General features: G+C 68.1%; 20 protein-coding genes and 3 pseudogenes. 17 read left to right on the forward strand and 6 right to left on the reverse strand.

Going from position 1 to position 20,634, the window contains the following annotated elements; genetic code table 11:
- Positions 1 to 581: 581 nt before the first annotated feature.
- Positions 582 to 1,028: an enoyl-CoA hydratase/isomerase family protein gene (locus tag Plo01_RS23255; RefSeq protein WP_203892789.1), complete on the reverse strand. Its 447-nt coding sequence runs from the start codon at positions 1,026 to 1,028 to the stop codon at positions 582 to 584.
- Between the two features lie 96 nt (positions 1,029 to 1,124).
- Here Plo01_RS23255 and Plo01_RS23260 point away from each other — a divergent pair, with 96 nt between their 5' ends.
- The 4 genes from Plo01_RS23260 (at position 1,125) to Plo01_RS23275 (ending at position 4,858) form a co-directional block, all read left to right on the forward strand.
- Positions 1,125 to 1,817, forward strand: a complete 693-nt coding sequence (locus Plo01_RS23260; protein WP_203892790.1) for a TetR/AcrR family transcriptional regulator — start codon at positions 1,125 to 1,127, stop codon at positions 1,815 to 1,817.
- 2 nt (positions 1,818 to 1,819) lie between these two features.
- On the forward strand, positions 1,820 to 2,497 hold the full coding sequence (locus Plo01_RS23265) for an enoyl-CoA hydratase-related protein (RefSeq protein ID WP_203892791.1): 678 nt from the start codon (positions 1,820 to 1,822) through the stop codon (positions 2,495 to 2,497).
- A 109-nt stretch (positions 2,498 to 2,606) separates the two neighbouring features.
- The gene (locus tag Plo01_RS23270; protein ID WP_203892792.1) at positions 2,607 to 3,749 is read left to right on the forward strand and encodes a molybdopterin-dependent oxidoreductase; all 1,143 of its coding nucleotides are present in this window, start codon (positions 2,607 to 2,609) and stop codon (positions 3,747 to 3,749) included.
- Complete coding sequence (locus Plo01_RS23275; RefSeq protein ID WP_203892793.1) at positions 3,641 to 4,858, forward strand: molybdopterin dinucleotide binding domain-containing protein; 1,218 nt, start codon at positions 3,641 to 3,643, stop codon at positions 4,856 to 4,858. Before Plo01_RS23270 ends, Plo01_RS23275 begins: the two co-directional genes overlap by 109 nt.
- Positions 4,859 to 5,185: 327 nt before the next feature.
- Here Plo01_RS23275 and Plo01_RS41510 read toward each other — a convergent pair.
- Positions 5,186 to 5,311: pseudogene (locus tag Plo01_RS41510) on the reverse strand (IS256 family transposase); the annotation flags it as partial.
- Positions 5,312 to 5,690: 379 nt separating this feature from the next.
- Positions 5,691 to 6,095 (reverse strand): annotated as a pseudogene (locus Plo01_RS23280) (Tn3 family transposase); the annotation flags it as partial.
- 89 nt (positions 6,096 to 6,184) lie between these two features.
- Between Plo01_RS23280 and Plo01_RS23285 the strand changes: the two are divergent.
- The 4 genes and pseudogenes from Plo01_RS23285 to Plo01_RS41370 all read left to right on the forward strand — a co-directional run bounded on the left by Plo01_RS23285 (position 6,185) and on the right by Plo01_RS41370 (position 10,834).
- Positions 6,185 to 6,715, forward strand: a complete 531-nt coding sequence (locus Plo01_RS23285; protein ID WP_203892794.1) for a hypothetical protein — start codon at positions 6,185 to 6,187, stop codon at positions 6,713 to 6,715.
- A 68-nt stretch (positions 6,716 to 6,783) separates the two neighbouring features.
- Positions 6,784 to 7,814 (forward strand): annotated as a pseudogene (locus tag Plo01_RS23290) (IS5 family transposase).
- Positions 7,815 to 8,011: 197 nt separating this feature from the next.
- Positions 8,012 to 8,914 (forward strand): IS982 family transposase, encoded by a 903-nt coding sequence (locus tag Plo01_RS23295; RefSeq protein ID WP_203892795.1) that lies wholly within the window; start codon positions 8,012 to 8,014, stop codon positions 8,912 to 8,914.
- A 618-nt stretch (positions 8,915 to 9,532) separates the two neighbouring features.
- A complete protein-coding gene (locus Plo01_RS41370) occupies positions 9,533 to 10,834 on the forward strand; it encodes a sensor histidine kinase (RefSeq protein WP_203892796.1) in 1,302 nt (433 codons plus the stop codon).
- Positions 10,835 to 10,916: 82 nt separating this feature from the next.
- On the opposite strand, the gene Plo01_RS23305 is transcribed toward Plo01_RS41370, so the two are convergent.
- Both Plo01_RS23305 and Plo01_RS23310 read right to left on the reverse strand, forming a co-directional pair.
- Positions 10,917 to 11,633: a PAS domain-containing sensor histidine kinase gene (locus tag Plo01_RS23305; protein ID WP_203892797.1), complete on the reverse strand. Its 717-nt coding sequence runs from the start codon at positions 11,631 to 11,633 to the stop codon at positions 10,917 to 10,919.
- Positions 11,634 to 11,703: 70 nt separating this feature from the next.
- Positions 11,704 to 11,898 (reverse strand): hypothetical protein, encoded by a 195-nt coding sequence (locus tag Plo01_RS23310; protein WP_203892798.1) that lies wholly within the window; start codon positions 11,896 to 11,898, stop codon positions 11,704 to 11,706.
- Positions 11,899 to 12,235: 337 nt separating this feature from the next.
- Between Plo01_RS23310 and Plo01_RS23315 the strand changes: the two genes are divergently transcribed.
- The 5 genes from Plo01_RS23315 to Plo01_RS23335 all read left to right on the forward strand — a co-directional run bounded on the left by Plo01_RS23315 (position 12,236) and on the right by Plo01_RS23335 (position 15,917).
- Complete coding sequence (locus Plo01_RS23315) at positions 12,236 to 12,646, forward strand: isoamylase early set domain-containing protein (RefSeq protein ID WP_203892799.1); 411 nt, start codon at positions 12,236 to 12,238, stop codon at positions 12,644 to 12,646.
- 609 nt (positions 12,647 to 13,255) lie between these two features.
- Entirely contained in the window at positions 13,256 to 13,504 is a 249-nt protein-coding gene (locus Plo01_RS23320) for a hypothetical protein (RefSeq protein WP_203892800.1), read from the forward strand.
- Between the two features lie 109 nt (positions 13,505 to 13,613).
- Positions 13,614 to 13,886 (forward strand): hypothetical protein, encoded by a 273-nt coding sequence (locus Plo01_RS23325; RefSeq protein ID WP_203892801.1) that lies wholly within the window; start codon positions 13,614 to 13,616, stop codon positions 13,884 to 13,886.
- A gap of 216 nt (positions 13,887 to 14,102) precedes the next feature.
- Positions 14,103 to 14,933, forward strand: coding sequence for a glycoside hydrolase family 19 protein (locus Plo01_RS23330; RefSeq protein ID WP_239316888.1), 831 nt, complete (start codon positions 14,103 to 14,105; stop codon positions 14,931 to 14,933).
- 498 nt (positions 14,934 to 15,431) lie between these two features.
- Positions 15,432 to 15,917, forward strand: a complete 486-nt coding sequence (locus Plo01_RS23335) for a leucine-rich repeat domain-containing protein (RefSeq protein WP_203892803.1) — start codon at positions 15,432 to 15,434, stop codon at positions 15,915 to 15,917.
- Positions 15,918 to 16,190: 273 nt separating this feature from the next.
- Here the strand turns inward: Plo01_RS23335 and Plo01_RS23340 are convergent, their stop codons facing one another.
- Positions 16,191 to 17,426 (reverse strand): GAF domain-containing sensor histidine kinase, encoded by a 1,236-nt coding sequence (locus Plo01_RS23340; RefSeq protein ID WP_203892804.1) that lies wholly within the window; start codon positions 17,424 to 17,426, stop codon positions 16,191 to 16,193.
- 246 nt (positions 17,427 to 17,672) lie between these two features.
- On the opposite strand from Plo01_RS23340, the gene Plo01_RS23345 reads away from it, so the two are divergent.
- The 4 genes from Plo01_RS23345 (at position 17,673) to Plo01_RS23360 (ending at position 20,373) form a co-directional block, all read left to right on the forward strand.
- Positions 17,673 to 18,173 carry a hypothetical protein gene (locus tag Plo01_RS23345; protein ID WP_203892805.1) on the forward strand — a complete coding sequence of 167 codons (501 nt, stop codon included), beginning with the start codon at positions 17,673 to 17,675 and terminating at the stop codon, positions 18,171 to 18,173.
- 227 nt (positions 18,174 to 18,400) lie between these two features.
- Positions 18,401 to 18,943, forward strand: coding sequence for a CPBP family intramembrane glutamic endopeptidase (locus Plo01_RS23350; RefSeq protein WP_203892806.1), 543 nt, complete (start codon positions 18,401 to 18,403; stop codon positions 18,941 to 18,943).
- Between the two features lie 255 nt (positions 18,944 to 19,198).
- Positions 19,199 to 20,104 (forward strand): hypothetical protein, encoded by a 906-nt coding sequence (locus Plo01_RS23355; RefSeq protein ID WP_203892807.1) that lies wholly within the window; start codon positions 19,199 to 19,201, stop codon positions 20,102 to 20,104.
- A gap of 95 nt (positions 20,105 to 20,199) precedes the next feature.
- Positions 20,200 to 20,373: a hypothetical protein gene (locus tag Plo01_RS23360; protein WP_203892808.1), complete on the forward strand. Its 174-nt coding sequence runs from the start codon at positions 20,200 to 20,202 to the stop codon at positions 20,371 to 20,373.
- The last annotated feature ends 261 nt before the right edge of the window (positions 20,374 to 20,634 follow it).

A 20,634-nucleotide genomic window follows, 5' to 3' on the forward strand; every position in this document is an offset into this window, starting at 1 on the left:
GCGCGGACAGGTGCCGGTTCCAAGTGGCGGCCGCCGCAGTGTTCCACCGCTGCATCACCGCGGCGTAGTCTTCGGGGGCCAGGTCGGCGATGGGGTTGGCGCCGCCGGCGACGTCGATGAGGCGGGCGAGGGTGCCGTCGTAGTTGGCGCGGGTGGTGGCGGTCGGGATGGAGTCCAGGTAGCAGTCGACGGCGGCCGCGAGGGTGACGTCGCCAGATGAGCTTGCGCGGCCGGGGAAGGCGACGACGGACACGGCAGGGACCTCCACAGGGCCTATGTGACACATAACGTTGCCGAGTCGCCTGCGCCGTGGTGGACGGCGAGCTGGGCGGACGCAGGCCAACGCCGGCCAGTGTGACAGGTAATGCAGATTCTGTGTCACATCCAGCCTGCCGACATGCACCCGCCGCCTGGCGGGCGAACGTGGAGGTGAACCCGGATCGACAACGAGGTCGCCGATCCGGGAGCCGAGCGGGACGAGCGGAGCCGCGGTCGCGTCGCCGAGTCCGCGGTGGGCGACCGGGGGGCGCGGCGAAGCGGCGGGGCGTGGCCGGTCGCGGTGCCGTGTGTTCCGGGCGGGTTCAGGTGGTCGCGCCGCCGAACAGGGCGCGCAGTCGACCGGTCTGTTCGGCTCGTTCTGCGGCGTACTGCTGGTCGGGGAGGTTGTCGGGAGCTTGGCGCAGCAGGCGTTTGGTCGCGGTGGCGGCGCCGGCGTCGACGGCCAGGAGCGCGGTGGTCAGGTCGGCCACGGCAGCGTCCAGGCCTTCGCGGGGCACGAGGGTCTCGGCCAGGCCGAGACGGGCGGCCTCGTCGGCGGGTACGGTGCGGGCGGTCAGGCAGATCTCCAGTGCCCGGGGCAGGTGCTGCCCAGCGGCGGCAAGGGCTTGCCACAGGGCGAAGGTGAGTGCGTTGCGCCGTTCGGGTCGGTTCAGGGTGAGGGTCGCGACGGGCCCGTCGATGTCCACGAGCAGGCCATCGTGGACCGGCTGGGCGGTTTCCTGCGGCCTTTGATCGGCCGCGGTCTCCATGTGCATCCCTTCTGGGCAGGATCGGTTCTACGGATGGCGGCGTGAGGCGCCGCCCGCCCGACAGTAACAGAGCGCGCGCTCTGTTACTGTGTGGTTATGGCGCGACCTCGGATCTACGACCCTGAGCTGATCATGGACGCTGCCGAGCGGCTGGTGGCCGGTTCGGGACCTGATGGCGTCACCATCCGTGGGCTGGCCGCGGCGACGGGGGTGTCGAACGGGGCGATCTACCACGCGTTCGGGTCTCTGCCCGTCCTGCTGGGGCGGGTGTGGCTGCGAGCCGCCGGCGACTTCCTGGACCTGCAGGAGACCGCGGTCCAGAAGGCTGCGGAGTCCGAGGGGCCGTCGGCAGGAGCGGCGATGGACGCGGTGGCGGCGGCGGCCGACGCGCCGGCGGCGTTCGCGCTGCGGCGTCCCGCGGCGGCCCGGATGCTGATGGGCGTGAGCCGCGAGCAGCTGCTGGGCCCCGGCCTGCCCGACCAGCTGGCCGCCGACCTGCTCGCGCTCGACCGGCGGCTACTGGACCTGCTCAAGCGACTGGCCCGCGGCATGTGGGGCCGGGCGGACGCGGCCGCCGTCGCGGTCATCACCTTGTGCGTGGTCGACCTGCCCACCGCCGCGTTCCGGCGCGCCCTGACCGCCCCGCTCGCCGACGAGGCGGCCACCGCCGCCACACCCATCGAGGCCGACACCCGGCAGCGGCTGGAGGCCGCCGTCCGCGCCGTGCTGACCATCCCGCCGCCCGGCCGTCCCGGCCGCCGGCCTTCCACTGCGACGACCAAGGATTGACCATGCCCGAACTGCGCAACGACGGCCCGGTGTTCGTACTGGACCTGGGCCAGGACGAGAACCGGTTCTCCCCGGACTGGATCACTGCCGTCCACGGCCACCTGGACAGCGTCGTGGACCACTCCGGTCCCGCCGCGCTCATCACCACCAGCCGCGGCAAGTTCTTCTCCAACGGCCTGGACCTGGACTGGCTGGGAGCCCACCCCGAAGAACTGCTGCCCTACGTCGAGCGGGTGCAGGACCTCCTGGCCCGGGTGCTGTCGCTGCCCGTCCCCACGATCGCCGCGGTCAACGGCCACGCCTTCGGCGCCGGGACCATGCTCGCCCTGGCCCACGACTTCCGCGTCATGCGCGCCGACCGCGGCTACTTCTGCCTGCCCGAGGTCGACATCAACATCCCCTTCACCCCCGGCATGGCCGCCCTCATCCAAGGCAAGCTCACCCCGGCCGCCGCGACCGCCTCCATGACCACCGGACACCGGTTCGGGGCTCCCCAGGCCCGCGAGCTGGGTCTGATCGACGACGTCGCGGACCTGGAACAGCTCATCGCCGTCGCCGACGCCCGCGTCCGACCCCTGGCCGGCAAGGACCGCACCACCCTGGGCGCGATCAAGACCACCATGTTCGCCTCCGCCCTGACCGCGCTGCGCGACACCCAGACCGCGACAGCCAACGCCTGACCCAACGCGGCCCGGCCCGTCCTGCCGACCACAGGGCGGGCCGGGCCCGGCGTTCGGCATGGCGGCGGCCATGCCGAACGAGGTGACATACCGGACGAAGGGAATGCCGATGAGTTCGATCGCGGACGGGCAGTGGAAGAAGACCGCGTGCATCCTGTGTGAGAACAACTGCGGAATCCAGGTGCAGGTCCAAGACCGCCGGTTCGTCAAGATCCGGGGCGACAAGGAGCACGTGTCCAGCCACGGCTACACCTGCAACAAGGCCCTGCGCCTGGACCACTATCAAAATGGCGGCCGTCGGCTGACCGACCCGCTGCGCCGGGAGGCCGACGGAACCTTCACCGAGATCAGCTGGGACACCGCGATCAGCGAGATCGCCTCCCGGCTGGTGGCGGTGCGCGACACCCACGGCGGGCGGAGCATCTTCTTCTACGGCGGCGGCGGCGGCCAGGGCAACCATCTGGGCGGCGCCTACCGCCAGCCGCTGCAGCACGCGCTCGGGGCGCGGTACCGGTCCAACCCGCTGGCTCAGGAGAAGTGCGGTGAGGCATGGGTCGACGCCCATCTCACCGGCGGTCACACCCACGGCGACTTCGAGCATGCCCAGGTCTCGGTCTTCATCGGCAAGAACCCCTGGCAGAGCCACGGCGTGGCCCGCGCCCGCACGGTACTGAAGGAGATCGCCAAGGACCCCGACCGGACCATGATCGTCATCGACCCCGTCCGGTCCGAGACCGCCGACCTCGCCGACATCCACCTCCAGGTTCGTCCCGGTACCGACGCCTGGTGCCTGGCGGCCATCGTCGGCGTCATCGTCCAGGACGACCTGCTCGACCACGACTTCGCAGCCGAGCACCTCAGCGACCAGGCTCCTGTGCTGGAGGTCCTGCGCAGGGTCGAGGTGAGCGCGTACGCACAGATATGCGGCATCCCGGAGGCGACCCTGCGCCAGGTGGCCCGCCTCATCGCCACCGCCGACAGCGTCTCCACCTATGAGGACCTGGGTGTCCAGCAGGGCCCCAACAGCACCCTCATCTCCTACCTCAACAAGCTCCTGTGGCTGCTGACCGGCAACTTCGGCAAGCCCGGCGCGATGCAGCCCCACACCTGGTTCGCCCCCCCCTGGGCCGCTACGACACCGACGTGCAGCACACCCCGGTCACCGGCACGCCCATGCCCGCTGGGCTCGTGCCGTGCAACGTCATCGCCGCCGAGATCCTCAACGACCATCCGCAGCGCTTCCACGCCATGATGATCGACTCTTCGAATCCCGCTCACTCCCTCGCCGACTCCGCGGAGTTCCGGCGGGCCCTGGCGGCGCTCGACCTGGTGGTCGTGGTCGACGTCGCCCTGACCGAGACCGGGCGGCTCGCGCACTACGTGCTTCCGGCCAGCACCCAGTTCGAGAAGTGGGAGGCGACGTTCTTCAACTTCGAGTTCCCCGGCAACACCTTCCACCTGCGCGCTCCGGTCCTGGATCCGCTGCCGGGGACCTTGCCCGAGCCCGAGATCTACAGCCGCCTGCTGCAGGCCCTGGGCGCGGCTCCCCGACGGAAGGTGAAACTTCTGCGGACGGCGTTGCGACTCGGCCGGCCTGTGTTCAAGGCCGTGTTCGCGGTCATGATCGCCGCTGACCGGTCGACCCTGGCGATGGCCCCGTACCTGCTGTATCAGACCCTCGGCCGCGCGCTGCCCGACGGCGCGCAAGCGGCAGCGGTGCTGTGGGGGCTGGCGCTGCGCGTGTCCCGGCGATACCCCCAGGCCATGAGGCGCGCCGGGCACCGTTCCGCCGACGACCTCTTCACCGCCATCCTGGAAAACCGCTCCGGCGTCACCTTCACCCTCGACCGCCCCGAAGACGCATGGGCGCACGTACGGCACACCTCCGGCCGCATCCCCTTGCACATCCCCGAACTCCTCGACGCACTCGCGGTCTTGCCCGACACCCCGGCCACGCACACCAGCGACGACTACCCCTTCATTTTGGCCGCCGGCCAGCGGCGGGCCTCCACCGCCAACACCATCTTCCGCGACACCACCTGGCGGCTACGCGAGCGTGACGGCACCCTGCGGATCAGCCCCGGCGACGCCGAACGACTCGGCCTGATCGATGGAGCCACCGCGCAGATCACCACCAGCCGGGGAACCGCGCAAGCCACCGTCGAGGTCGACGACCGCCTGCAAGCCGGGCACGCCGCCCTGCCCAATGGCTTCGGTCTGGACCTGCCCACCGACGACGGCGGAACCGAACGCACCGGCGTCGCCCTCAACACCCTCACCGACCAGCACCGACGCGACCCGTTCGCCGCCACCCCCTGGCACAAACACCTACCCGCCCGCATCGAAGCCGTCACCGGCTGACGGGCCTGCCCCACTTACCGCTACCGGCCCGGCCGCCAGGCGGCTGATCCATCCCTGCACGAACCGGAGAACCACTGTGACCGCAGAGACCGCTGCCATGTCCGGCCTCGACCTGATGCGCTGGGTCCAGAAGGAACGACCCTGACCGCACAAGGCACTGTCATTCACGCCGGCCGCCGCACCGCCACCGCCGAAGGAAAAGTCACCGACAGCCACGGAAAACTCATCGCCCACACCACCACCTGCCTGATCCTGCCCCTCACCGGCTGACAGCCCACCGGCGACGTCGGGTGTGTCTAGATAACGGTGTATCTCGATCTTGATTAGTTATCGGGTGGTCGAGGTCAGACGGCCCTCAAAGGTGATGGCGAAGGCGTTCAGCGCGGCCTTCCACCGGGTCACCCAGCGTTTGCGGCCCTTGCCGGTCGGGTCCAGGCTCATGCGGGTAAGGTGCCGCGCTGGCCAGGCATCGGCGGACTATCGAGGGGAAAGTCGTCTTCGGCGGGTTCTTGCCGAAAATGAGGGGCGATACACCGGCTCCGGCATCACGATGACCGCTCCGCCGCACCCACCGACCCTTACCGCCAACGGCCTCACAGGCACGAGCCGATCTCGGTCGGCGCCGCAGGCTCCAGGCGCCCGCACCCGCGGGCGTCCGTCGTCATCTGGTGCACCACCGCGAAGATGCTCCCTTGCCGACGGCAGAACGTGATCACAACGGTGACCGCACGGCGATTCGCCGGCAAACGGGAGGGCCCCATCCGGACGAGTCCCAGGAAGTGCGCACCCGGCCGGGCATGGCCCCCTGAAGGCAGCAAGACAGCAGGCGTGATCAGGCAGCCAGGCCGACCGCGGAAAAGTCGATCTCCTTGAGCTCGGGGTTGAACGCCGCCGGCTCGTGTGCGATCTCGTCGGTGGCATAGGCGCCGAAACGGCGGATGTGGGCGCGCAGATACAGCGAGATCGCTCCGATCTCGTCGGCGGTGATGGGCAGGCCCTCGGCGACCAGATCGCGCAACACGTCCATCAGGTCCAGGGTGTTGTGGAAGATCACGCAGTTGGCCAGCAGGGTGTTCATCTTGATGAGCTTCTCCTGCTCATCGGGGTCGTTGTGGGCGATGACCCCGTTGTTGCCGAAGGAGAGCCACTGGGAGAAACCGTTGTAGGCTTCGACCTTGCTGGTCGCCGCCGTCACCCGTGAACGCAAGGCGGGATCGGCCAGGTAGCGCAGCATTATGTGGAATCTGATCTGTCAAGCGGGACCATGCTGCCTGTTGGTAGATATCGGCTGGCCGACTGCGTGAGGAACCCGGACAATCACCTATCGTGATGGGGATCTCCGGCTTCGAGCCGACCTTTCTCGCCGGGTTTGAAGCCGTCCGCAAGGAACACGGGCCAGGCCTGGCAGCGCTGAGTGGCCGGCGTCTGACGGGGTTCGCGATCGTGCGGTTTGTCGAGGACGGGGACTGGTTCGCTGACTGCCCCGTTGTCTTGAACTTCGACGGTGTCCAGATAGAGATCTGCCACTGGAAGCTCGATGAGCTATCGATCAGCTGGAACAGCATCGACACGACGACGGCGATCAGCGACTGGGAGTGGTTCGAGCTGACTCCGGCGTGGTCCAGTGCCGACGAACGGCTTGAGCCGTTCATCGGCCAGGAATTGCGGGAAGTTGCTCTGCTGGAGTGGCGTCCTTCGAGTCATGACCTGGCGGCCGGCACCATCGCGGTGGAGTTCGTCTTCGACGCTGGCTGTTTCCATATCGCCAACGCTCTTGATGAGAACAGCATCGAGGTCGGTGACGCTCATCCGGAATTCGTGCGGTATCGGTTGGGCTGCGGTGCGCCGCCTGACTAGGAGCTGTTTGGGGTTCGGATCTAAGTGTGGCCCGGTGGTGGGTCGGCCGTGGCTGGTAGAACTCGGACGTGGCGCGTTTTGATGTGACCGATGCCGAGTGGGCGTTGATCGCGCCGTATCTGCCGGTGGCGGCCACTGGGCCGCTGCCGCGGCGGGTACGGGATCAGTTCAACGGGATCCTGTGGCGGTTTCGCACCGGGTCGGACTGGCGTGATGTCCCCGAACGCTACGGGCCCTGGTCCACCATCTACTCCCGGTTCAACGCCTGGGCCAAGGCCGGGGTGTTCCACGGGCTGATGGACGCGTTGATCGCCGAGGCCGCCTCCCGCGGACAGGTCGGGCTGGAGCTGGTCAGCGTGGACTCAACCATCGTGCGGGCGTATCAGGAGTCGGCCGGGCTGGCCGTGGCCGGGGAGACGCTGGATGCGCTGGAGCAGGCCCTGACCGAGGAAAAGGGGGCCGCGCTGGCGCAGCAGCCGCCGGTGCTGCGGGTGATGCGCCGCCGGTCGCCCCCAGCGCGGACGGCGGGAACGGTGCGGACGCGTCGTCGGGCCGCGATCGCGCCGCCAGGCGGCGACGCCGCCGGGCCCGGGCCACGGCTGCCGGGCTCGGCCGGTCCCGCGGCGGGCTGAGCAGCAAGGTCCATGCCGCGGTCGACGCCGCCGGGCGGCCGCTGGCGTTCATGCTCACCCCCGGCCAGGCCGCCGACTGCCCGCAGTTCATCACCGTCATGGACAAGATCTGCGTCCCCGGTCCGGTCGGCCGGCCCCGTACCCGGCCGGGCGCAGTCGCTGCGGACAAGGCCTACTTCTCCCGCGCCAACCGCGCCTACCTGCGGAAACGCCGCATCAAGGCGGTCATCCCGGAAAAGAAGGACCAGGCGGCCAACCGCCGGAAGAAGGGCAGCCGGGGCGGCCGGCCCGTCGGCTACGCCAGCGATCTCTACAAGGAGCGCAACACCGTTGAATGGTGCTTCCAGAAGATCAAGACCTGGCGCTGTTTGGCGACTCGCTACGACAAGGCCTCGGAAAGCTACGAGGCCGGGCTCTATCTCCGAGGTTCGGTCATGTGGCTGAAGCTCCTCACCTCAACCACATGATCCGAACCTCGAACAGCTCCTAGATGAGTAAGTCCTAAAGCGGAGAGCGGGTACGGCGATGCGTACCCGCCGATAGGCCCACCCGTGGCGCGCGTCCGTGGTGGGCCGGGTGTTGCCCACCCGGGCTGCGCCTGACGGTAGATGATCCTGTCCGCGACGTCAGGGCGCACGCAACGAAGGGTGTCGAGGATCGGTTTGTGACAACTGACCTCAACACCCTTCTGATCACACTGTATGTCAGGATCGACGACTGGCTGCGGGCCCCGGGCCGCCCCGCCCGTCTGGGCCGCCCACCCCGGCTGACCGACGCCGAACTACTCACCCTGGCCATCGCCCAAGCGCTGCTGGGCATCGACTCCGAGGCCCGCTGGCTGCGCTTTGTCCCGGCGCATCTGCCGGGCGCCTTTGCCTACCTGCCCGGCCAGTCCGGCTACAACAAGCGCCTGCGCGTCGCCTTGCCGCTGATCCAGCGCGCCATCCGGGCCCTGGCTCGCGACACCGACCTGTGGGTCGACCCGGTCTGGGTCATCGATTCCACCCCGGTTGAGTGCGGCCGCTCGCGCCCGACCGTCTGCCGCTCGGCATTGGCCGGCTGGGCCGGCTACGGCTACTGCCGCTCGCATTCACGCTGGTTTTGGGGGCTGCGCCTGCATCTGGTGTGCACCCCGACCGGCTTGCCCATCACCTGGGCGCTGGCCACCCCGGCACTTGATGAGCGCCAAGTGCTGATGGCCGTCTTCGACCACGACCCCGGCCTGATCACCGAGCGGCCCGGCCTACTGATCGTCGCCGACAAGGGGTATGCGTCGGCGGAACTGGATGCCTACCTGGCCGAGCGGGGCGTGCAGCTACTGCGGCCCTCCTACCGCAATCGAGCGCCCCGGCCAGGTGAGCAGTTCCTCAAACCGGTCCGCCAACTGATCGAATCGGTCAACGCCACCCTCAAAGGCCAGCTCAACCTGGAGCTGCACGGCGGACGCAGCCCGATTGGTGTCACCGTCCGCGTCGCCCAGCGGATCTTGGCGTTGACCGCCGCGATCTGGCACAACCGCGCCACCGGCCAGCCCGTCATCCGATCGTTGATCGCCTACGACCACTGACCAGACTTCGGACTTACTCATCTAGGCCGCTGTGAGCGGCCTGTCGGGCGCGAAAGGCCGCAGCGCGGCAGCGGTCGTCGCAGTACTTAGGGTGCTGTTAACGAACGTGTCGCCAAGTTCCAAAAAGCTGATCTTTAGAGATAAGCCCACGTCGCGGACCGGAATCCCAACTCACGGGAGTGGACCTCCCACTGTCTACTGGCCGACGAAGGCAGGCTCCGTGTCTGACATCCCGCAGGTGAGCACCTAAAGGGCGGCTGGCGACACGTTCGTTAACGGCACCCCGAGATGTGGACGGCTTGGCATGCAACGTCATGCGTGCCACTGTCCTTGGCACCGCGGCCTCGGCATTCTCCTACATCCTCGGCACGGTCGCCGGGGTTAGATCTTCGCGTAGAAAGGCGTTTCGGGTTTGCGCGGTGCTGGCCTGCCTTCGGCAAAGTTCTTTTCCGCCGCGTGCCCGCAGGGCTGCTGTGGGGCATCTAGATCAGGAAACGGGGAGCGAGAACGGTGAAGGCCGGGGCGGGAGAAGACAGCTCCGGCTTTAACAGCCAATGGTCGCCGGCGCCATGGCATGGGTGGCCATAACCGGATGAGGACAGCGACGGGGGCGGGGATGTGAACGACGAGCCGCTGCTGCCACAGATGCGCACCAATGAGCTGCTGACGGAGTTGCAAGAGCGCCTGCAGGTGCTGGCCGCGGCTCAAGGCCGCATCCATACCCTGCTGGAGGCCGTGATCGCGATCGGCAGTGAGCTGGATCTGGAAAGCGCACTGCGGCGCGTCATCACCGCAGCCACCCGGCTGGCCGATGCCCGCTACGGGGCCCTGGGAGTGATCGGTGAGGGCGGCACACTCAAGAGGTTCATCCCGGTGGGCATGAGCGAGGAACAGATCACGGCCGTCGACCACTGGCCCTACGGTGAAGGACTGCTCGGCCTGCTGGTGCGAAAACCGCAGACCCTGCGCCTGAAGAATCTGGCCAGTCACCCTGCCTCCTACGGCTTTCCCGAAGGGCATCCGCCGATGCACAGCTTCCTGGGAGTGCCGATCCGGGTGCGCGAGAAGGTGTTCGGCAACCTGTATCTGACCGAAAAAGCGGGCGGCGGGCCATTCGAGGAGGAGGACGAGGTCATCGTCACCGCGCTGGCCACCGCCGCAGGCGTGGCCATCGCCAACGCGCGGCTGTATGAGCAGAGCCGGCGGCGCGAGGCCGAGCTGCATGTGTTCACCGGCATCGTCGCCCACGACCTCAAGCGCCCGCTCAGCGTGATCGGCGGCTTCACCGAGATCGCCTTGCAGAGCCTCGCCGACCAGAACGTCCGTCAACAGGACCTGGACCATCTGCAGCGGGTGCTGAACGTCACCGAGCAGATGAACCAGCTGATCGACGATCTGCTCACCTACGCCAGCGCCCGCGACGCCGCATTGAGCCTGGTCGATGTTGACACCGCTCACCTGGTACGCCAGATCGTCGACGATCACGTGGCCGGGATCGAGGAGGCCGGCGCGGCGCCGCAGGTCTACATCGGCACGCTGCCGCCGGTGCGTGGCAATCCTGCGCTGTTGCGTCAGCTGTTCAACAACTTGATCGGCAATGCGATCAAGTACACGCCGGCCGGTCAGGGCGCCCGCGTCGACGTCACCGGCGAGGCGACCGGTGACGGCTGGGTGCGTATCACCATCGCCGACCGCGGGATCGGCATCCCGATGGGCGAGCATGAGGCTATCTTCACCGGGTTCCACCGCGCTGCCGAGGCCGCCGACACCTACAGCGGCACCGGTCTGGGGCTGGCCATCTGCCAGCGGGTCATCGAGCGCCATGGCGGCACCATCACCGCCTGCGACAATCCCGGCGGTGGCGCCCGCTTCGTCTTCACCCTGCCCGCCGCGCCCAAAGGGCCACCCCTGCACCCCTGAACACCGCACAATCGGTGAGCAGGGCGGTACATGATGGAGCACGCGCCGCAGACCTGTGCAATCGGCGGTGCGCCGGGGCCGGTCAGCGGCCGCCGACTGACAGGCGCAGGGTGAAAGTCGAGCCCTGTCCTGGGGTACTGATGGCGGTGACGGTGCCGCCGTGGACCTCGGCGATCGTTTTGACCAGCCACAGTCCCAGGCCGACGCCTTGGATGGCGTTGTCGTAGGCATATGCGGTGCGATAAAAGCGCTCGAACACCCGCTCCAGCTCCTCAGCAGCGATGCCGACACCGTGGTCGGTGACGGCGATCGTCACCTGGTCGCCGGCGGCTGCGGCGTGCACGGTGATGGAGGTGTCGATGGGCGAGTACTTGACCGCATTGGACACCAGCGCGCCGATCGCCCGCACCAGCAGGTCCTCGACCAGGTTCTGCAGCCGGGCCGTATTACGCGTCATCGCCTGCAGCATGCGGCTGTGCTGGGCGGGTTCGACCTCACCCTCGCCCAGCAGATCCAGATACCCGCTCACCGTGGTCAGCGGGGTGCGCAGCTCGTGGGAGATGGTGGCGATGAAGGCGTCTTTGGCCGCATCCAGCTCTTTCAACCGGGCCACGGTGGCCTGTTCGGCCGCATAGGCCTGGCGCAATGCCTCCTCGGCACGGCGGCGTTCGGTGATGTCGTGGATGAAGGCGTGAAAGGCCCATTCGTGGTTGTCGCGGGTGGCCCACACCACGATCTCGATGGGGAACTCGCTGCCGTCGGCTCGGGCCCCGGTCAGCTCCAGCCGGCGGCCCAGCACGTTGGAGCGCCCAGTGGCCAATAGTGTCGGCGATCTCGGCCAGCACCGGGAAGTCCTCGATCGGCCCGACTCAGATGCCTGCAGAGACGAATCCCTGCCCGTCGTCGGCGGGCACGCCCAGATGCCCCAGCGGCCAGCCGGTCAGCTCACACACCGTGCTCAAGGCGGCGCGGGCTGCTTCTTCCAGGTCATCGGTGGCGCCGGCTAGGGCGGTGATGTCATCCAGCAGCGCCACCAGCGCCATCTCCCGCCGCGTGCTCGCCACCGCCCCCGTCCCTCCTTTTCCGCCGTCGACGTCAGCAGGCCGGCGTGACCGCTGTCACTGTGCCACAGAATGTACTCTTACGTATTCAATTGACAACTCTCGGTCATCATTCGAGGTAGGGGCGGTCTTCCTCGCATACCCGGCCAGGGGCCAAAGCTGGCACGCCGCAGAGGTTGCGGCCTGGGCCGGTGGGTAGATCGCCGCTGCGGCCGCCCCAGCCGGGGGCCGTCCCCATGCGCACACCACCAGGCGATCGCCGGCGGCCCTGCTGCTTGGTGGTGCTTGGCATCAGGTGGTGACCGGTGGCCCGTCACCGCGCCCACCGAAAGGACAGCCAGTGATCAAACGCGGCAAGCCGGCCAAGAACGGCCACGTCAAGCTCACCTTCACCATCCCGGCCGAGCAGGTGTCCGGCGGGGTGTCAGTGGTCGGCGACTTCAACGGCTGGGATCCCTACGCCCACCCGATGCAGCTGCGCACCGACACCTACCAGGTGAGCATGACCGTCCCGGCCGACCAGGAGATCTGTTTCCGCTACCTGGCCACCGGCGGGCTGTGGTTCGACGATGCCGAGGCCGACTACCACGACCACCACGGCGGCCACCTCAGCCCGATCGTCGCGCAAAGCCCCGAAGTGGCGGCCTTCGATGACGCCCACCACGCCAACGGGCACCGCGGCCAAGCACCCGACCTGCCCAACAGCAGCCCGGCCGCGCTCGAAAGCCAGCTGCCCGCCGCCCCAGCCTGACCCCAGCCCAAGGCGGGGTGCCGTTAACGAACGTGTCACCAGCCGCCCTTTAGGTGCTCACCTGCGGAATGTCAGACACGGAGCCTGCCTTCGTCGGCCAGTAGACAGTGGGAGGTCCACTCCCGTGAGTTGGGATTCCGGTCCGCGACGTGGGCTTATCTCTAAAGATCATCTTTTGGGCACTTGGTGACACGTTCGTTAACGGCACCCCTTCACCTGCAGATGGGCGGACACTTCTACGGGGCCCGCAAGACCGACATCCAGTAGCCCATCTCTTCGCAGGTGCCCGCCTCGCCTGGCGCCCTTGGCGTAGCGCAGGCCACGGCGCTGATCTCCCGCCACCTGCAGCCCCTCGATGACCTTGACGTGCCGCTGTACGGCCCGCAGTGACCCGCCTGGCCATGGCCGCTGCCGGGCAACGGGCTTTTCGACCCCAGCCCCAACGGGTGGTAGCCGATCGCCTCAGTCGGCACTTTCTCCATGAGCACGTCGAGCCCTGCGCGGTCCGCGCGGTCATCCAGGGCTTCGAGGCCAGCCCGTAACCGCCTTTCATCTCCCGTGCCCGCCAAAGCGGGACCTCACAGTGACAACCTTTCCTTAAGGAGCACCATGCAGCAGTTCGGCCTGACCCGGCTCGATGACGCCCAGGCCGCCGTCATGCACCTCATGGAGTGCCACGGCGAGACGATCACCATCACGATCTACACCGGCGGGCAAAAGTCCGCCCGCACGCTCACCCTCACCGGCACCATCACGATCGCCCCGTCGCCGCACGGCTGGACACTGGGCCTCACCTGCAACGACCAGACCCTGCCGCTGAGGGGCGTGCTCAGCATCAGCGACCCGGTGGAGGGCTGATCGGTGGGCAAGCGCAGAGCCCGCCGGTGGGCACCGAAAGGCAGAGGCTGGCGGCGCATCACGGACGGTGGATCGCTCGCGATCTGGATGCGACTGGAGGATGACCACCGTGACCGTGTACCTGGACTACAGCGGCACATACGGCACCACCGGCGCCGTCTACGACGGCATCTGGACCTTCCAGTGGGAGCGGGGCGCCGAGATCCTCTCCTGGCTCATGGACAAGCCCCACAACATCGTCACGTACGCGTTCAAGGAGCAGCTCGGCGGGGCGCGCCCGTGCGGGTATGAGCCGCTGCCGCGGGCCGCACGACGGCCGTCCCGGCTCCGCCGTACGGCCCGGTCGTTTTCATCATGCAAAACTCTGAATCCCATGCGTTGACCCGATGAATCGATCTGCGATTGGTTAGCGTCAAGCCCGCGACGGCGGCGTCCGACAAATGCCGCCCTACATTTCCATGTTCGGTGAAGAATTCGCCATTCGCTTATTCATGTATGGCGTCCGTCATACAGAAAAGGAATGATAATGCTGAGAAACCGCATCATGAAGTCCCTTTCCGCCGTTGTGGCCGCGGGCGCTCTGACGGTCCTCTTGCCGATGTCCGCCGCCTCCGCCACCCCCGCCCCCTCCACCACCACGCCGATCTGCGCCAGCGAGTGGGATCCCGCCAAGGGGTACGCCGGCGGCCTGGTGGCCTCCTACAACGGTCACAATTGGCGGGCGAAGTGGTGGACCAAGGGCAACGTCCCGGGCGGCCCTTCCGGCATCTGGACGGACAAGGGATCCTGTGAGCAGAGCGAGGGGAACTTCGTCGTCACCAAGGCGCAGTTCGAGCAGATGTTCCCGAACCGCAAGCCTTTCTACACCTACGATGGCCTGGTCACGGCCCTGAGCGCCTACCCAGCGTTCGCGAACACCGGCAGTGACACCATCAAGAAGCGGGAGGCCGCGGCCTTCCTTGCCAACATCAACCACGAGACCGGCGGGCTGGTCCACATCGTCGAGGTGAACACCGCCAACTACTCCCACTACTGCGACACCAGTGAGCTCTACCCCTTCGGTTGCCCCGCGGGCCGGTCGTCCTACTACGGCCGCGGCCCGATCCAGCTGAGCTGGAACTACAACTACAAGTCGGCCGGCGACGCGCTGGAGATCGACCTGCTCAACAACCCGAACCTGGTGCAGAACGAACCCTCGGTGGCGTGGATGACCGCCATCTGGTACTGGATGACCCAGCACGGCCCCGGCACGATGACCCCGCACGAGGCGATCATCGGCGATCACGGCTTCGGCGAGACGATCCGTAGCATCAACGGGTTCCTCGAATGTGACGGCGGCAACCCCCGGCAGGTCCAGAGCCGGGTCAACGCCTACCTGAAGTTCACTCAGATTCTCGGGGTCGACCCGGGCGACAAGCTGCCCTGCTGATCACAGGCGGCCCTCCGATGAGCCCTACCGCCGGATCGTGTCCCGCACCGGCCGACGCCGTGCAGGACGCGGTCCAGCGGCCGTACGCCCGGGACATGGCACGGCAGGAGTCCGGCGATCTCCGGCGCCGGACTCCGGTGCCACCGGCTGGACGGGCACTGTTACAACCAGGTCAGAGACGCCGCCGGCCATGCCCTCACCCCTCAGTCCCGGCCGCCCGGCTGCCGGCTGCCGGCTCAGATCGTCCCGCGGCTGCTCGCCCAGCCGCGTGAGCCGGACGCTGCTACTTGGCTGGCTCGACGATCTCGACGATCTCGACGAGCGCCGCCGCCGCGCAGCCCGGCCGGACCCAGACAACGCGGCCTCACCACCGGTCCACGGCTGTCAATGATCCACAAGTCGCTCACCAGTGCCGGTTCCTAGCCTTGCCTTCGTCCACGCTTGAAGCGGCAGAACGCAAGCAGACCAAAGGCAGGCGCGACACCGAAAGGGGCAGCTTTGAACAATGTCCGGTACAGCGAGGAGGCCATCGCCCGGGTGATCGCTGAGCGTATGGGCGAGGAGTCGACAGCTCTCGATCTGAGCAGGCTTGACCTCCATGTGCTTCCCGAATCGCTGAGCGAGCTCGCCCACCTGACCGAGTTGGACCTGTCCGACAACCAGTTGACCTCCCTGCCGCAGTCCCTGGGCAACCTCACCCACCTGACCAAGCTGGATGTGAGCAACAACCGGCTGACCGCGCTGCCGGAATCCTTGGGCAACCTCACCGGCCTCGATGCGCTCACTGCGCGCGGAAACATGCTGACCGGCCTGCCGGAGTCGCTGGGCAGGCTGGTCAACCTCAACTGGCTCAGCCTGGAGCACAATCGGTTGACCGCCTTGCCGGAGTCGCTGGGCGGTCTTACCCACCTGACCCGGCTGAATCTCTACGGCAACCTGCTGACCAGCCTGCCTGAGTCGCTGAAAGGGCGGTTCGCGAGTTAGAGATGCTGTACACCTCGCTCGCAGCTGGTCGCCCACCGGACGGGAAGCCGCGTGCCGAGGCGGGGACGGGGTCATGGCGTGAAGTGCACCCGTCGGCCGGTCACCTTGGCGGCGGGTGGGTAATGGGAACGCGCGTTCCCGGAACCTGTCCGGCGCGCCGGGCTGTACGGCGTCGGACAGGAGGCGTGCACGGGGTTCGAAGTGAATCGGAACGAGAGTCGGCGTTAGCGGGTTCCCGCAGGCCAGCGACTTGAGCCCGGCCGTACCGAGCCGTCACGACCCGCCGGAGGAATCGGGGAGAATCGCTGAGGAGGGCAGCGTGAGGTGGACGCACACGCCGTCGTGCGTCTCCTTCTCCATCCGGGCGGCACCGCCGTGCATCTCCATGATCTTCTCAACGATGGACAGCCCGATCCCGGTTCCTTCGACGGCCTGCTCCTCAGCCTGCCGGGTCCGGTAGAACTCCTCGAAGACACGCCGTAGATCCTCCGACTCCACCCCGACGCCGGTGTCGTGGATCTCCACCTCGGGCGGGGGACCGGCGATGACGACCACGTCGACGGCGCCGCCGGGGTCGGTGAATTTGATCGCGTTGTCCAGCACCTGCAGCAGCGCGTTGCGCAGCTGCTCGGCATCGGCCCACGCCCGTACCCGGTCACGGGCGTGCAGGTTGAGGGTCAGTTCCTTGAGCTCAGCCGCGGGGGCGACCCGCTCGACCGCCTGGCGGGCCAGCTCGGACAGGTCGGCCGAGTCCGGGGTGAAGGTGGCGGTCTGTGCCTTCAGGCCGGCCATCAGCAGCAACGTGTTGATCAGATGCAGCATGCGGTCGCTGTTGCGCTCGATGATGTTCAGGAAGCGCTGCTGCGTGGCCTCGTTCAGGCCGCCCTCCTGGACCAGTTCCAGATAGCTGCGGATCGAGGTGAGCGGGGTGCGCAGCTCGTGGTTGAGGTTGCTCAGGAACTGGTTCTTCAGCCTTTCCAGGGCGCTCAGCCGCTGGATGACCTCTTCGGCCTGGTGGGCGCGCCCGTGCAGTTCGATCAGGGTGACGGCGTGGGTGGCCAGGGTGTGCAGGGCCTGGCGCTGGGCCGCATCCAGCCGGTCCGGCTCGGGGCTCATCACGCAGACCGTGCCCAGGGCGTTGCCCTGCTGGGTGATCATCGGCACGCCCGCGTAGAAGCGCACCCGGGGAGGGCTGGTCACGATCGGGTGATCACGGAAGCGCGGGTCGGCCCGTGCGTCGTGGATCTCCACGAACTCCCGCTCGGCGATGGTGTGCTCGCAGAACGGAACCGCCGGGTCCACCCCGGTCAAATCGGTGCCGGCCCGCCCCTTGACGTACTGACGCTTCTCGGCGACCAGATTGACCAGCGCGATCGGTGCCTGGCAGACGTGCGCCGCCGAGATGGCGATGGCCTGGAAGTCCGGCTCCAGCAGGCTCTCCAGCGCGTTCAGCTCATCGAGCTCCCGTACGCGCTCGGTCTCGTCGGCCGCCTCCGGTGACGTGGTCATCCTCCGCCTTCCATCCACTGAGTCGGGAGGTCCTCCCGAGTGGGCCGTACCCAGCTGCGACTGTCGATCATCTGCCGCACCTCACGGGTCGGGTAAAGAACAGGAAGCAGGAGACCGTCCTGTCCCAGCCGTATCAGCTTTCTCCGGCAATGCCGCCGGATACCTGCCTGCAGTCCGGCCTCAAGCGAGCTGAAAGCACCTCGCCGCACATTGTGCTCAGTCGCAGACCGCAGGAAAGGCTCCCGGATGAAAACCGCTCGCGCCCTGGCCGTCATCTCCCTCGCCGGCGTCGCCGTCCTCGCCCCGGCCGCCGCCCACGCCGCCGCCGGTCCGGCCCTACCGGCCACCGAGGCGCAGGGCGCCGCTCCCACCTCGTGGGGGCCCTATCACGCCTCCGGCCGCAAGGCCGTGGCCTCCGGCTCGCTGACGGCCACCCCCAAGGACGACCGCAGCAAGCCCGCGGCCCGAATCACGGTCACCGGCACCGTCACCGACCTGACCCGCAAGCCGGCCTGCGGCTGGGCGCTGTTCCGCCTCTCGGTCAAGGCGCCCGGCGGCAAGGTGGCCATCAAGCACCGCAACTACCGCACCTGCTCCTATGACAAGCCGCGCAAGTTCACCTTCTCCCACACGAACGTCTACGAGGTCGAGTTCAAGATCTGCTCCGAGGCCAAGGCGGCCAAGCCGTCACTGAACTGCCTGTACTCCGGCACGTGGAAGCCGCTCTACACCTACTACAACGCCTGACCCGCACGGCCCGGCCGAGCTCCACGACAACCGGCCGGGCCGCATCGGCGAAGGCCGCCCTACCGCCGATGGTGGCGCTGCCCTCATCGATCCGGGGCCGGTCACGGCACACAGTGGAGGCCATGCGCAACAGATCATGATGGGCCGACCCATGGCGAACCCACACGATCGGCCGCAGCCTCGGCTGGGGACCGGCAGCGGGTTTTGCGCTGCCGACCGCCGTCACCATGGTGCTGTACGCCACCGGCGCGATCGACCTGACCCGCTCGACCGCACCGGCAGCCGCACTCGCCGCCACCGCCCTGACCGCCGCGCTTCTCACCCCGGTGATCGAGGAGATCCTGGCTCGCTACCTGCTGCTGCGCCTCATCGAGCACCTGGCCGGCACGTGGACGGCGGTCGGGATGACCGCCATCTTGTTCGGCGCGGGACATGTCGCGGTGGCCGCCGCCAACGACACCCTGCCTGCCGCGCTGCTGTATGCCGTCCCCGGCACGCTGGCCGGTGTCCTGTTCGCCGGCGCCTACCTGCTCACCCGGACGATGTGGCTGCCCATCGCGCTGCACACCGGCTGGAACCTGGCGACCAACACGCCGTTCGGCCCGGACGCCTTCGGCGCCCACCGGCTGATCACCGTCATCCCGCACGCGCCCGCCCCGATCTCCGGCGGCGTATACGGCACCGATGCGAGCGTGCTGACCAGCGCGGTCCTGGCGCTCGCCTGCGCCGCCGTTTTATCGGCCGTCCGCCGCGGCACCCCCACCCCGTGACTCCCACTCCTCCTTGACCTTGATCATTTGTAAAGCATAGATGCGTGGTCCGGGACGGGCAGCAGGATGGCGGTAGGGCAGAGCGGCGGGTGACGTTGCAGGGCGGGCTGATCGGCTGAGGGGTCCACAGATCCGGCTGGCACCGCGGCGGTCGGCGAGCAGTCAGAACCGGGAGTTGGGCCCCGACCTGACCAGTGCCCTTGTGACGCCGATCACACTGTGGTGCCATGAGGGATCGACTCGGAGAGGAGCCTCATGACGGATCAGCCGTTCCAGCCTCCGCAGAATGTGCGCACGGCAGGCAGCAGCGTGCCGTATCCGGAGGTCATCGGCCCGGGCGGGCAGCGTTTCCAGGTGCTGAGCCTGGCCCTCGACTTCGACTCCAAGATGTCGGTGTGGAAAACCCAGCCCGACTCCGACGCCTCCGACTCCAGCGACTCGGGGGAGGAGGTCGCCGAAGCGCCGTCTTTCTCAATCGGCGCGAACGGGGTGGAGTTCACCGCGACCGTGCAGTTCACCGGGACCGGGGCGTGGAAGATCGGCTGGGTGCAGACCGTCGAGTCGACCGACTGTTGGGTGCTTTATCGCAACGGCGCGCGCTCCGCCCGGCAGCGCACGACGCTGCCGCAGCGCATGCGCGACGGCGACACCCGCAAGGGCTGCTGGTACGGCGACGAGGCGCACGCAAAGGCCGACCCCGCCAAGCCGGTCACCGTCGCATTGTCGGATGATCCGTCGGCCCCCTTCCACTACCCCCACCACACCGGCGGGCCCGGCCTGGCGGCTCTAGCCGGCTGGGAGCCGGTCGAGTGCGGCGGGCACAAGGAGTTTTGGACGTGGCTGGTCGCCGTCCGGGAGGACGCCAACCACCAGCCGGTGGAGGTGGTCTACCTGCACCACATCCACTGGCAGGTCGTGTTCGACTGCGTGCTCCATGTCGGCGCCGACGAGCCGACCGCGCCCATCCCCGCCACATCCGGGCTGGTTCTCCTCAGCGAGGGCATCGGGCCGGACGGAACGATGCCCGTCCGCGGTGGACGCGGGGTGGTCCTCCTCGGCGAGGGCGTCGGGCAGGGCGGGGCGACGCCCGTCCTCGACGGACGCGGGGTGCTGCCCCGAGATGAGGTCAACCGGGTGGAGCCTCTGCCCGACGGACAGTAGGGACGGATAGCAAAGGGCTCAGTGCGCACTGCCCGCCAGGGGATACCCCAGTCCAGGCTCCCGCAGCCGATCGGTGCCGGGTGTACGCCGCGCTGGTGACCCGGACAACCCCAGGCAATCTCGGGTCCGATCTGATGCCGGTCCTGCTGCCGGGCATGGCCGACCGATTCCGCCTGTCCAGCACCACCACGGGCATGGTCGCCTCGATCCAGCTGATCGTCACGGCACTCGGCACGATAGCGCTGGCGTCCCGCGCGGGCCATGTGTAAGCCTTCAGCTGTCAACCAGCCTGAGTCGTCCGCTGCCATAGCTTCACGTTTCCACTGTCAACCAGTCTGTGCGTCACACGTTTGGCGCACCGCGCTGCGGCGATGAGGCCGGGCCAGCTGCCGCAGCACCGTAACCGGGCAGCATGAGCTGGCGGCCAGCAGGCCAGCCGCTGAGCGCGAGACGATTTTCAGGGAAGGCAACGCAATCCTTCGCATCAGATGCCCAGAAACACCGGGTTGGTGATCATTGACCGGGCGCGC

It is taken from the genome of Planobispora longispora, assembly GCF_016863135.1.
GTDB classification, from domain to species: domain Bacteria; phylum Actinomycetota; class Actinomycetes; order Streptosporangiales; family Streptosporangiaceae; genus Planobispora; species Planobispora longispora.